The following is a 12,334-nucleotide window of genomic DNA, read 5'->3' as shown; positions in this document are numbered from 1 at the left end:
TCAGTCCTGCCCGCCGCGCAGCTCCTCGGAGTACGCGCGGCACGCCTCGTACGACGGCAGCAGGCCCGCGCGCTCCGCCTCGGCCAGCGTCGGCGCCTGCTGGTCCTTCGCCGACAGCACCGGCGTGATGCCCTCGGGCCACTCGATGCCCAGGGCCGGGTCCAGCGGGTGAATGCCGTGTTCGCGTTCCGGCGCGTACCCCTCCGAACACAGGTACACCACGGTGGCGTCGTCGGTCAGCGCCATGAACGCGTGCCCGAGGCCCTCGGCGAGGAACACCGCGTGCCGGGAGTCCTCGTCGAGCCGTACCGCCTCCCACCGGCCGAAGGTGGGGGAGCCCACCCGGAGGTCGATCGCCACGTCGAGTACGGCGCCGCGCACGCAGGTGACGTACTTGGCCTGCCCGGGCGGCACATCCGCGAAGTGCACCCCGCGCAGCACGCCCCGGCGTGAGATGGAGCAGTTGGCCTGCGCCAGGTGCAGGTCGTAGCCGAGCGCCGCGCGGAAGTCCGTACCGCGGAACCACTCGTGGAAGCTGCCCCGGTCGTCCGGGAAGATCTTGGGCTCCAGCACCCAGACGCCGTCGATTCCCAGGGGTCGCATGCCGTCACCGTCCTCCAGACGACTTCACGCGGGACATCACTTCTCGGCGCGCGGCACCGAGCACGCGCCGCGCCCGGCGCGCCAGCTTCCGCACGGCACCCGGTCGCGGCACCGGCACCACCCGCACCCCGCCGGCCGTGCCGCGCAGCGCGAACGGCAGCGTCACGAAGCGCGGTTCGGCGGCGTCCGGGGCGAGGCACAGCGCGGGCCGCCACACACCGCGGGCCCGGGCGGAGGGCAGCGTCGCCACCAGCAGCGCCCCCGGCCCCTGTGAGGCCGGCGAGAGCGTGCCGGACACGTGCACCGATCTGCCGGACGAGGTGAGCCTGAGCCGTACGCCGGTGTCGCCGGGCACGTGCAGCGGCAGCAGGGCCGTGAGGCGGTCGCCGGAGACGGTCGCGTCGGCGTGCCGGACACCGCCCAGCCCGAGCCGCTTGCCGCCGGCCCCCGCGTCGAGGGAGAGGTTGCCGTGCGGCTCGGTCCAGTACGGCAGGAAGGCCCGGCCGCCGACGACCCCGGCCGGCGGGGTGGGGCGGCTCGCGCGGGGGGCCGGTCCGAGCCGGCACTCCTTGGTCCAGCCGCCCAGCTTGACCCGGACGACGGCGTCCCAGACCCCCTCGCCCGGCAGCGCGGCCGGATCGACGGTGGCCGTCGCCCGCAGCACCAGCCGGACCTGCTCGCCGTCGCCCACGGGAACCGTCTCGCGGGTGAACTGGACCGGCTGGAAGTACTGGGCGGCGCTGGAGCGTTCGCGCAGCAGCAGGTCGGCGGTGGCCTGGCCGAAGCGGACGGCGGTCTGAGCCGTCACCCACGCGATCGCCGCGGGTACGTCCTTGGGGGCGTCCTCCAGCGGGGTGGGGGCCGCCTCGGCGGGGAACGCCAGCGGCTCGCCGGCCGCGGCGTACTCGGCGGTGAAGCCGATCCGCAGCGCGCCGTCCCGCCACTCCACCGTGCCGGGCGCCGCCTTGGGCGCGACGCCGGCCTCCCACTCGGCGAACGCGACCACGTCGTCGTACCGGTCGGCGGCGGTCAGCGCGGCGACGACCTGCTGGGTCGGCTGGAGCCCGGCGGCGACGCCCGGGCCGAACCGCTCGACGACCACCTTGTGGATCTCCGCGAACAGCTCCCTGCGGTAGTCGTCCGGCAGCGTCAGCAGCCGCCGGCCGCGCAGCCGCTCGACCATCTCCACACGCAGCCAGCGGCGGAACAGCTTGTCGCGCAGCGCTCCGGGCTCGGTGTAGCGCTCGACCACGTCGAGGGCCTCGCGCAGGTTGGCGAAGTAGCCGACCGGGTCGAAGCGCTGGAAACCGGCGTTGGAGGCGTCGTCACGGCGGATGTGGTAGTAGCAGACGTAGTCGCTGAGCACCGAGATGTTGTCCGCGCGCAGGAACGCCTCGGTGACGAAGACGTGGTCCTCCAGGCGCCGTCTGCCCTCGGGGAAGCGCAGCCCGATGCGGTCCAGGAAGGCCCGGCGGAACATCTTGTGCGGCGTGAGGCTGTCGATCAGCGGGGCGTTGTCGACGGTGGCGCGCGGATGGTTGCGGCGGAACAGCTCCACCGGCACCCCGCGGTTCTTGCCCGCCATCTTGCCGATGACGACGTCGGCGTCGTTGGCCACGCCGTAGTCGTACATCCGCTCCAGGGCCTCGTCGCCGAGGTAGTCGTCGTTGTCGACGAACATGACGTACTCGCCGCGGGCGGCCTCGATGCCGACGTTGCGGGGCTTGCCCGACCAGCCGGAGTTCTCCTGGTGGATGACCCGCACACGGGGGTCCTCGGCGGCGAGCGCGTCGAGCCGGGCCGGGGTCTCGTCGGTGGAACCGTCGTCGACGAAGATCGCCTCGTACTCGTCGGGCGGCAGCGACTGCCGCTGCAACGAGGAGATGCAGTCCTCGATGTAACTCCCAGGGTTGTAGACCGGGATGATGACGCTGACCTTGACCGGCATCGGAATTCCGGGCCCCTTCGGGTCGCTTGCCGTTGACGTGCAGGTTTGGTGCGCGTTGCCTGATGCTAACCCTGCACGGGGTGGTGATTCACCATTCCACCACCCCCGAGACCGTGCCGTGATCACCACCGGGCGGTACGCGGGGCGGGACAACTGGCCTGGGAACGCGGGCGGGTTGGGCGCCGGACCGGCGACGGCGGCGGCGCGTCTGCCCGGTGGCACCGCGCGTGTGTCCGGAGGCACCGCGTTTGCCCGGCGGCACCGGGCGTATGCCCGGCGGGGTTCCGGGCGCCTCGCGGGATCGGCGGCACTGCGCGTGTGTCCGGCGGCGTCCGGTGGCACCTCGCGGGCCCGGCGTCCGGTGGCACCTCGCGGGTCCGGCGTCCGGTGGCACCGGGCGTAGGCCCGGCGGCGTCCCGCGCACCGCGCGGGCCCGGCGGCACGCGTGTGCGTCCAGCGGGGTTCCGGGCGCCTCGCGGGACCCGTGGCACCGCCCGAGTGCCCGGCGGGGTCCCGGGCGCCTCGCCGGACCCGGGGTGCGACGTGCGGCGCGGACGCGGGCCGAGGCGTTGGGCAGGTGGCAGCAGTCCGGGGCTGTGGGCAGGCCCGGGGGCCAGGCTGGTCCTGCCGTGCGCCCCCGTGCGGGAGGCCCTCATGCCCCTGTCCGCCCTCCGCCGGCCACGCCGTGAGCTGCCGGGACGGCTGCGCACCATCCAGGAGGACCACGTGTGCGCCCTGCTGTGCGGAACCTAGGCTGATGGTGTGCGTCTGCTCCTGATGTCCGACACCCACCTGCCCAAGCGCGCCAAGGAGCTGCCCGGCCCGCTGCTCGCGGAGCTCCCGCGCGCCGACGTCGTCCTGCACGCCGGGGACTGGGTCGACACGGCCACCCTCGACCTGCTGGAGAGCCGCAGCCGCCGCCTCCTGGCCGTGTACGGCAACAACGACGGGCCCGAGCTGCGCGCCCGGCTGCCCGAGGTCGCCCGCGCCGAGCTCGGCGGCCTGCGCTTCGGCGTCGTCCACGAGACGGGCCCCGCCCAGGGCCGCGAGGCACGCTGCGCCGCCCGCTTCCCGGACCTGGACGTGCTGGTGTTCGGCCACAGCCACATCCCCTGGGACACCACCGCCCCCACCGGCCTGCGCCTGCTCAACCCCGGCTCCCCGACCGACCGCCGCCGCCAGCCGTACTGCACGTACATGACCGCCACGGCCGCCGACGGCCGCCTCACCGAGGTGCGGCTGCACCGGCTGCCGCGACGGTAGGCCGGTTCAGGGGGCCGGGGGGTGCACCGCCCCGCGCGTCACGGTCAGCGGGGCGCCGCTGCCGCCCCAGCGCAGCGCGACGATCTCCGCGGCGACGGACACCGCCACCTCCTCGGGCGTCCGGGCCCCGAGGTCCAGCCCGACCGGCGAGCGCAGCCGGGCCAGCTCGTCCTCGCCGAGCCCGGCCTCCCGCAGCCGCTTCATCCGGTCGTCGTGCGTACGGCGGCTGCCCATCGCCCCGATGTACGCGGCCGGTCGGCGCAGCGCCTCCTGGAGCAGCGGCACGTCGAACTTCGGGTCGTGGGTGAGCACGCAGATCACCGTACGGTCGTCCGTGCCGGTCTCACGCAGGTAGCGGTGCGGCCACTCCACGACGACCTCGACCCCCTCGGGGAAGCGCCGGGGTGTGGCGAAGACCGGGCGGGCGTCGCAGACGGTGACGCGGTAGCCGAGGAAGTCGCCGGCGCGGGCCACCGCCGCCGCGTAGTCGATCGCGCCGAACACCAGCATGCGCGGCGGCGGCGCGAACGACTGGAGGAAGACCCCGACCGCGTCCTCGCGGCGCTGGCCGCGCGGCCCGTAGTGCCGCAGCCCCGTGGCCCCGAGCGCCAGCTCACCGCGGGCGTCGGCGGTCACGGCCGCGTCCAGGCCCCGGTTGCCCAGCGTGCCGGTGACCCGGTCGGGCCAGACGGCGAGGGCCGCGCCGCGCGCCGCGGGACCGCCGGTCACGGTGGCCAGGGTCACCGGCTCTGCCGCGGCGACCGACGCGGCGACGGCGCCGAAGGACGGATCGAGCTCGGGCGTCACGGCCCGCACCAGCACGGTGATCTCGCCGCCGCAGGTCAGCCCGGCCGCGAAGGCGTCCTCGTCGCTGTACCCGAACGTCTCCAGCCGGGCCTGGCCGCTCGCCACGACCTCCCGCGCCAGCTCGAACACCGCGCCCTCGACGCACCCCCCGGACACACTGCCCACCACCTCCTCGTCCGGGCCGACGGCCATCGCCGCGCCCGGGTCACGCGGCGCGCTGCGGCTGACGTCCACGACGGTCGCCAGCCCGAACGGCACCCGGGCCGCGTACCAGCGGCCGAGCACCGGGAGAATCTCACGCACGATGCGCTCCTTCGGCCGGGTGCGGGGATGGGTGAGGGCGGTCAGTCAGCGGGTGCCGCTCGGCAGACGGGGTGTGTACCAGTGACCACGTGCGGGGCGGTGGTCACGCACGGCGGGCTCGTTCGGCCGGGCGGTGGCCGGTCGGTTTCCTCCCGACGCGGCGGTCGTGTGTCGCGGCCGCCGGGCCGCGCCGCAGCCGGAGCCATACAGGCGTCCGAGTGCGGGGGGGGGGCGTCGCGCACGGCGCCCGGTGGTCGGGGTGGTGGCCGGTCCGTTCCGTCGCCGCAGGCGGCGTAGTGGCGGTCGGGTCCTGGGTGGCCTGGTGCGCATGACGCGGCGGGCGGCCGCCGGTCCGTTCGGCAGGCGGGGTGTGTGCCAGTGGCCACGTGCGGGGCGGTGGTCACGCACGGCGGGCTCCTCTCGCCGGGTGGTGCCGGGGTGGTGGCGGCCGGGTCCGGGTGGCGTGGCGCGCGTGATCCCGCCGACGGCCGCCCGGCGGGCTTATTCCACCCGGTGGTGCCGGAGTGGTGGGCCGGTCGGTTTCCGTCCGACGCGGCGGGCGTGGTCGCGGTCGGCACAGGGGGAGGTCGGGCGCGCGTGCCCCCGGCGGCCGCCGGGCCGCGCCGCGGCCGGCGTCGTGCCGGCGGCCGGGCACCGGGAGAGCGTCACGCACGGTCCGCTCCTTGCGCACGAGCACGCCCGCCGAGTACCCGCACCCGGCCGGTACACAGTCAGGCGGGCCGTTAATCCGTTGTGCACGCGGCGGCCGGTCTGCTGCACTGCACAGGAGAACGTCGTCGAGTCCCGAGGAGCAGCGATGCGCGCACCGTTCATGTCCCCCCAGGAAGGAACGGCCCACTCTCCGAAGGACATGACGCTTCGTGCACGCACGGCACCCCGTACTCAACCTCGGGATCCTCGCCCATGTCGACGCCGGTAAGACCAGCCTGACCGAGCGGCTGCTGCACTCGGCCGGCGTGATCGACGAGCCCGGCAGCGTCGACGCCGGGAACACCCGCACCGACACCCTCGCGCTGGAGCGGCAGCGCGGCATCACCATCAAGTCCGCCGTCGTCTCCTTCCCCCTCGACGGCCTGACGGTCGACCTCATCGACACCCCCGGCCACCCCGACTTCATCGCCGAGGTGGAGCGGGTGCTCGGCGTGCTCGACGGCGCCGTCCTCGTGGTCTCCGCCGTCGAGGGCGTCCAGGCGCAGACGCGGGTGCTGATGCGGACGCTGCGGCGGCTCGGCATCCCGACCCTGCTGTTCGTCAACAAGATCGACCGCCGCGGGGCGCGGACCGGGCAGGTGCTGCGGTCGATCGCGGCCCGCCTGACCCCGGCGATCGTCCCCATGGGCACGGTCACCGCCCCCGGCACCCATGAGGCCCGCTTCGTCCCCGGCCTCGACGCGGCCGCCGCCCTGGACGTCCTCACCGGCCACGACGACGACCTGCTCGCCGCCTACGTCGAGGACCCCGGCACGCTCACGGACACCCGTCTGCGCGCCGCCCTGGCCGCCCAGACGCGGCAGGCCCTGGCCCACCCGGTCTACCTCGGCTCCGCCCTCACGGGCGAGGGCGTACCGGCCCTGCTGTCCGGCATCCGGGACCTGCTCCCTCGCGCGGACGGTGACCCCGACGGGCCGCTCTCCGGCACCGTCTTCAAGGTCGAACGCGGCCCGGCGGGGGAGAAGATCGCCTACGCCCGCGTCTTCTCCGGCACGCTGCGCGTCCGAGACCGCGTCCCCTACGGCGGGACCGGGCCCCAGGGCCGCAAGGACGGCCGGGTCACCGCGGTCAGCGTCTTCGACCACGGCACCGGCCTGCGCGCCGACGCCGTGCCCGCGGGCCGCATCGCCAGGCTGTGGGGCCTACCCGACATCCGGATCGGTGACGCCCTCGGCGAACCCCGCAAGGCGCCCGAGCGCTTCTTCGCCCCGCCCACCCTCGAGACGGTCGTCGTCCCCGGGCCCGGCGTGACCCGTGCGGCGCTCCACCTCGCCCTCACCCAGCTGGCCGAACAGGACCCGCTGATCGGCCTGCGCCACGACGAGGACCGGCGGGAGACGTCCGTGTTCCTCTACGGCGAGGTGCAGAAGGAGGTCATCCAGGCCACCCTCGCCGACGAGTACGGCCTGGGCGTCACGTTCCGCGAGACGACACCGGTGTGCATCGAACGGCCGGTGGGCAGCGGGGCGGCCGCGGAGTTCATCAAGAAGGACGCCAACCCCTTCCTCGCGACGGTCGGCCTGCGCGTCGATGCGGCCCCGCCCGGCTCGGGCGTGGATTTCCGCCTGGAGGTGGAGCTCGGGGCCATGCCGTACGCCTTCTTCAGGGCGGTCGAGGACACCGTGCGCGAGACCCTCGGCCAGGGCCTGTACGGCTGGCAGGTCACCGACTGCGCCGTCACCATGACCCACTGCGGTTACTGGCCCCGCCAGAGCCACGCCCACCAGGGCTTCGACAAGAGCATGTCCAGCACCGGCGCGGACTTCCGCGGCGTGACCCCGCTGGTCCTCATCGAGGCGCTGCGCCGGGCGGGCACCCGGGTGTACGAGCCGATGCACCGGTTCCGGATCGAGGCCCCGGCGGACACCCTGGGCGCGCTGCTGCCCGTCCTGGCCGGGCTCGGTGCCGTACCGCACACCACCGGGACACGTCACGAGCACGGCGAGGTGGAGGGTTTCGTGCCGGCCGCGCGGGTACACGCGGTGGAGCAGCGCCTGCCCGGACTGACCCGGGGCGAGGGCGAGTGGGAGAGCGCCTTCGACCACTACGCGCCCGTGACGCACGGCGCCCTGCCCCGTCGGCCGCGCACCGACCACAACCCGCTCAACCGCAAGGAGTACCTGCTCAACGTCACCCGCAGAGTGGGCGGTCGAGGTGGCCGAGACTGAACTTACTCGGGAGTCAGAGGGGTTGACGGTGTCCTGAAATCACCGGACTGTAGTGGACATGCCGAATATACGGGTGCGGCTGCTGATTGTTCTGGTTGTCCTCTGTGGATTTCTCACGGCCGGTGGCGGCACGCCCGCCGCCGCCGCGACCCCTCCCGACTCCCTCTGGTTCGACGGCACCCCGGTCACCGTGCGGGACGGCCGCTTCGTCGACGGTCACGGCCGCGAGGTCGTGCTGCGCGGCTACAACGTCTCCGGCGAGACCAAACTCGCCGAGCACCAGGGCCTGCCCTTCGCCTCGGTCGCCGACGCGAGGAAGTCGGCCACCGCGCTGCGCGCCCTCGGCGGGGGCAACACGGTCCGCTTCCTGCTGTCCTGGGCGTACGCCGAGCCGGTGCGCGGCCAGGTGGACACGGCCTACCTGTCCGCCGCCACCGCCCAGCTGAGCGCCTTCCTCGACGCCGGGATCCGCGTCTACCCCGACTTCCACCAGGACCTGTACTCCCGGTACCTCTTCGACGCCGGCAGCTGGTACACCGGCGACGGCGCCCCCGAGTGGGCGGTGGACGCCGGGAACTACCCCGACGAGTCCTGCGGGATCTGCTTCTTCTGGGGCCAGAACATCACCCAGAACGAGGCCGTGAAGCGGGCGACGTACGACTTCTGGCACAACAGGTACGGCGTGCAGGACGCCTTCCTCGTCACCGCCGAGAAGACGATGACGTACCTGCGGCAGCACCTGACGGACACTCAGTTCGCGGGCCTCGTCGGCTTCGACCCCTACAACGAGCCGCACCCGGGCACCCTGGACGACGGCCAGAGCAGCCGCGCCTGGGAGCGGGACGTGCTGTGGCCGTTCTACGAGCGGTTCCGGGCCCGCATGGACGCGGCCGGCTGGCGGGACAAGCCCGCCTTCGTGGAGCCGAACCTCTTCTGGAACGCCAATCTCGACTTCCAGAGGCAGGAGGGCGGCCTGCTGGACGCGGGCACGCTCGGCCCGCGCTATGTGTTCAACACCCACTTCTACGACCAGAAGGCCATCTCCGGCGTCTTCATGCCGGGCAAGGCGGGCGACGGGAGTTACACGGGCGACTTCCGCACGGTCCGCGACCGGGCCGCGGCCGCGCGCACGGCGGCCGTGGTCAGCGAGTTCGGGCACCCGCTGGCGGGCACCGTCGCCGACAAGGCGCCCACCGTGCTCAAGGCCATGTACCAGGCCCTGGACTCCCGCCTGCCCGGGGCGCGTTGGTGGTCGGACCCGGCGGCCTCCGGCCCGGTGCTCTCCGGCACCCAGTGGCAGTGGGACCTCTACCACGGCCGCCACCACGAGCTGATGAACGGCAACCCCGGCAAGGTGCTCACCGAGGGCGACGCCTGGAACGACGAGGACCTGTCGGCCGTACGCCTCGACGACTCGGGACGCCCCGTGCTGCGCCAGGACGCACGCCTCCTGGACCGCCTCTACCCGAGCGCCACGGCCGGGACGACGCTCGCCTTCACCTACGAGGACCGTTCCCGGGACGGCTCGACGACCCTGACCTGGAACCCGGTGCCGAGCTCACTGCCGAACGTGCGCAAGCTGGTGGGCTCCGGGCAGTACGGGCTGCTGCTGTGGCGCTCCGGCGGCGGCCAGGCGCCCACCGAACTGCACCTGCCGGCGTCCTTCCCCGCCTCGGCGACCACGGTCGTCTCCGACCTGGGCGCCGTGCACGCCCCGCCGCCGTACGCGCGTGACACCCGGATCGGGGTCGCCGCCGAACCGGGCGGCACGGGCAGCCGCCGCCTGCTGCTGAGCGCACCGGACGCCGGCGTCACGCACGTCGCGCTGGTGACCAACGGGGCGACGGCGCCCGCGGCCGGGCTGCTGGACGCGGCCCGCGCCGAGCTGTCGGCGTGGGCCGCGCAGAAGGTCAGCTAGCGGACGGACCCGACCAGTTCTCCCGCACATGCCCGAGACGGACGCGCTGGGGGTGGTCGCCGACCGGCACGGACACCGTCTTCTTCCCGGTGGCGAAGTCGATGGCCGTGACCTGGTCGGCGCCGCTCTCGGAGACGACGCAACTCTTGCCGTCGCCGCTGACCGTCGCCCAGTAGGGCTTGGAGGCGGTGACGAGCGGACCCTCCTGGAAGGTCGCGCGGTCGACGACCGTGGCGTAGTCGTCCATCGTGCCCGCCACGCACAGCTTGCGGCCGTCCGGGCTCATCGAGATGCCGTGGTGGCGCGAGTCGTTGACCCAGGTGGTGCGGTCCGTGCTGGTCGCCGGGTTCTTCGGGAGCGTCTTGGTCCGGGTGATCTTGTCGGTGGCGACGTCGTACTCGAAGAAGCCGTTGAAGAACGACACCTGGAAGTACAGCTTGGACTCGTCGGGCGAGAAGGCGGCGGGCCGCACGGCGTCGGAGTAGTCGTCCAGTCCGATCGCGTCCAGACGCTCGCGCATGTCGATCACCTTGACCTGCCGGAACGTCGTCGCGTCCACGACCGTGATGCGCCGGTCGCCCTTCGTCCAGTCCAGCCACGGGGCGTCCAGCGCCGTGTTCACGTCGCCGATGGACATGTTCCAGATGTACTTGCCGTCCCTGGTGAAGACGTTCTCGTGCGGCTTGTCGCCGGTGGCGAACGAACCGAGCTGCTTGCCGGTGGTGATGTCCAGGACGTGCACGGTGTTGGCGGTCGAGGCGGAGACCGCGACCCGGGTGCCGTCGGGGGAGACGGCCATGTGGTCGGAGCGGTAACCGGACACGGGGAAGCGCCAGTTGATGCGCCCGGTGGCGAGGTCGATCGACACCACGTCGGCGAAGCTCGGCCGGGAGACGACCACCGAGGTGCCGTCGGGCGTGGAGTACATGTCGTCGACGAACTGGTCGTGGCCCTCGCCGACGGTGTTGCGGATGGCCATGAAGTAGGCCCACCGGACCGGGTTCGCGTTGATCTCGGCCAGCCGTTCCTCCTTGTCGGGGACGACGTCGATGCGGCCGATCCGCGCGAAGTCGCCCGTGGAGCGGATGACGTCGGCGGTGCCGTCCCAGTTGTTGCCCACGAACAAGACCTCGCGCAGACCGGCGGAGGAGTCCGCGGCGGCCGTGGCGGCGGTGGCGGGGGCGGTCACGGTCAGGACGAGGGCGGCGGCTACGGAGCACAGGTGCCTGGATCTGAAGGCAGGCATGACTGCTCCCTCCTCTGCGATGCGTGAATGTGATCAGGGCATGACAAACAGCCCGATGGGGTGCCGGGATCTGAACAGGTATGCTTTCAGACTCAACTTACTGCAAAGTAAGGAAGGCCGGGCCTTCTCCACAAGACCGCGTGCGGACAAAATCGACCCTGACCGAGGAAGGGAGGGCGGGTGCCGGGCAGACTCAGGGCGCCGACCGGCCGCTACGCCGGAAAGTCGGCCGAGGAGCGGCAGGCCGAACGGCGCCGCCGTTTCCTCGACGCCGCACTGCAGCTGTTCGGCGACAGCCCCGGCTACCGCTGTACCACCGTCGCGGCCCTCAGCGAGGCCGCCGGACTGTCCACGCGCCAGTTCTACGAGGAGTTCCGCAGCCTGGAGGACGTGCTCGCCGCACTGCACCTCCAGGTCAACGCCTGGGCCGAGGAGGCGGTCCGGAAGGCGGCGGCCGGGGCGGCCGGCCTGCCTCTGGTGGAACGCGCAGCCGCGATCTTCCGCGCCTACGCCGGGAACGTCACGGCCGACCCGCGCCGGATCCGCATCACCTTCGTCGAGATCATCGGCGTCAGCCCGCGCCTGGAGGAACAGCGGCTGGAGCGCCGAGCGGGCTGGATCGACCTGATCCGCGCCGAGGCCGACGCGGCGGCCGCACGCGGGGAGGCGGCGCCGCGCGACTACCGCCTCCCCGCCACGGGCTTCATCGGCAGCGTCAACGGCCTGCTGCACGACTGGAGCGCGGGCTGGGTGGACGCGACGCTGGACGAGGTCGTCGACGAACTGGTCCGCCAACTGCTGGGCATCCTGCGGCCACCGGGGTGGACACCGCCCACGGCCCCGTAACCGGGTCCGGGCCGTTGCCGGCCGCCTCCTACTCGTCCCAGGCCTGGATCAGCGTCTGCTCGGTGATCTTGCCGTCGCGCAGCGAGAGCATCGACTCGGACAGGACACGGACCCCGTCCGGGTACCGGCAGGACTCGGTGTAGGCGGCGTGGTCGCCCTGGACGACGCACTGTTCCAGCTTGTGCGTCATCTCCCGGCTGTAGACGTCGTCGAGCAGCCGGGCGATCTCGTCGCGGCCGTGCAGGACCTTGGGGTGGCTGGGCTGGGTCTGGTGGTCCACGATGCGGAACTCCGCGTCGTCGGCGTAGAGGGAGAGCAGGAGCTCCGGCTCTCCCTCCAGGCCCCGGCGCAGGGTCTCGGCGTCGAAGGCGCGGTCTGCAGCGGTCGTCATGGTGACCTCCTTCGGGGGCGGCCCGGCGAGCAGCGGGCCGTGCAGGGCCTCTCCTACCGAGGCTGCTCCCGCCCGGCGGGCCCGGCAAGCGCAGCCGGGCCGGCGGGCG

At 73.4% G+C, this 12,334-nt stretch carries 9 protein-coding genes; 4 read left to right on the top strand and 5 right to left on the bottom strand.

All coding sequences use genetic code 11. From position 1 onward, the window contains the following. Together rfbC and AB0K80_RS20320 are read right to left on the bottom strand one after the other, a co-directional pair. The gene (gene rfbC, locus AB0K80_RS20325) at positions 1–603 is read right to left on the bottom strand and encodes a dTDP-4-dehydrorhamnose 3,5-epimerase (RefSeq protein ID WP_365671515.1); all 603 of its coding nucleotides are present in this window, start codon (positions 601–603) and stop codon (positions 1–3) included. 4 nt (positions 604–607) lie between these two features. Next, on the bottom strand, positions 608–2,551 hold the full coding sequence (locus AB0K80_RS20320; protein WP_365671513.1) for a glycosyltransferase family 2 protein: 1,944 nt from the start codon (positions 2,549–2,551) through the stop codon (positions 608–610). Between the two features lie 762 nt (positions 2,552–3,313). On the opposite strand from AB0K80_RS20320, the gene AB0K80_RS20315 reads away from it, so the two are divergent. Then, positions 3,314–3,814, top strand: a complete 501-nt coding sequence (locus AB0K80_RS20315; protein ID WP_365671511.1) for a metallophosphoesterase — start codon at positions 3,314–3,316, stop codon at positions 3,812–3,814. A 6-nt stretch (positions 3,815–3,820) separates the two neighbouring features. Here AB0K80_RS20315 and AB0K80_RS20310 read toward each other — a convergent pair whose 3' ends face one another. Further along, positions 3,821–4,924, bottom strand: a complete 1,104-nt coding sequence (locus AB0K80_RS20310; protein ID WP_365671509.1) for an XdhC/CoxI family protein — start codon at positions 4,922–4,924, stop codon at positions 3,821–3,823. A gap of 881 nt (positions 4,925–5,805) precedes the next feature. Here AB0K80_RS20310 and AB0K80_RS20305 point away from each other — a divergent pair. Both AB0K80_RS20305 and AB0K80_RS20300 read left to right on the top strand, forming a co-directional pair. Beyond that, positions 5,806–7,824: a translation factor GTPase family protein gene (locus AB0K80_RS20305; RefSeq protein ID WP_365671507.1), complete on the top strand. Its 2,019-nt coding sequence runs from the start codon at positions 5,806–5,808 to the stop codon at positions 7,822–7,824. A 58-nt stretch (positions 7,825–7,882) separates the two neighbouring features. Then, complete coding sequence (locus AB0K80_RS20300) at positions 7,883–9,742, top strand: endoglycosylceramidase (RefSeq protein WP_365671505.1); 1,860 nt, start codon at positions 7,883–7,885, stop codon at positions 9,740–9,742. Here the strand turns inward: AB0K80_RS20300 and AB0K80_RS20295 are convergent. Continuing rightward, positions 9,735–10,988, bottom strand: coding sequence for a YncE family protein (locus AB0K80_RS20295; protein ID WP_365671503.1), 1,254 nt, complete (start codon positions 10,986–10,988; stop codon positions 9,735–9,737). The genes AB0K80_RS20300 and AB0K80_RS20295 overlap by 8 nt on opposite strands. A gap of 180 nt (positions 10,989–11,168) precedes the next feature. On the opposite strand from AB0K80_RS20295, the gene AB0K80_RS20290 reads away from it, so the two are divergent. Further along, positions 11,169–11,834 carry a TetR/AcrR family transcriptional regulator gene (locus AB0K80_RS20290; RefSeq protein ID WP_365671501.1) on the top strand — a complete coding sequence of 222 codons (666 nt, stop codon included), beginning with the start codon at positions 11,169–11,171 and terminating at the stop codon, positions 11,832–11,834. Positions 11,835–11,862: 28 nt separating this feature from the next. Here AB0K80_RS20290 and AB0K80_RS20285 read toward each other — a convergent pair whose 3' ends face one another. Further along, a complete protein-coding gene (locus AB0K80_RS20285) occupies positions 11,863–12,225 on the bottom strand; it encodes a nuclear transport factor 2 family protein (protein ID WP_365671499.1) in 363 nt (120 codons plus the stop codon). Positions 12,226–12,334 lie beyond the last annotated feature (109 nt).

This window comes from Streptomyces sp. NPDC052682, assembly GCF_040678435.1.
In the GTDB taxonomy this organism is placed as follows: Bacteria; Actinomycetota; Actinomycetes; order Streptomycetales; family Streptomycetaceae; genus Streptomyces.
This window is presented reverse-complemented; position numbering and strand designations above follow the sequence as displayed.

Excerpts from the sequence above, each read along its gene's own strand:
- AB0K80_RS20285 (WP_365671499.1), bottom strand. The coding sequence starts at position 12,225 with ATGACGACCGCTGCAGACCGCGCCTTCGACGCCGAGACCCTGCGCCGG.
- AB0K80_RS20300 (WP_365671505.1), top strand. The coding sequence starts at position 7,883 with ATGCCGAATATACGGGTGCGGCTGCTGATTGTTCTGGTTGTCCTCTGT.
- AB0K80_RS20295 (WP_365671503.1), bottom strand. The coding sequence starts at position 10,988 with ATGCCTGCCTTCAGATCCAGGCACCTGTGCTCCGTAGCCGCCGCCCTC.
- AB0K80_RS20320 (WP_365671513.1), bottom strand. The coding sequence starts at position 2,551 with ATGCCGGTCAAGGTCAGCGTCATCATCCCGGTCTACAACCCTGGGAGT.
- rfbC (WP_365671515.1), bottom strand. The coding sequence starts at position 603 with ATGCGACCCCTGGGAATCGACGGCGTCTGGGTGCTGGAGCCCAAGATC.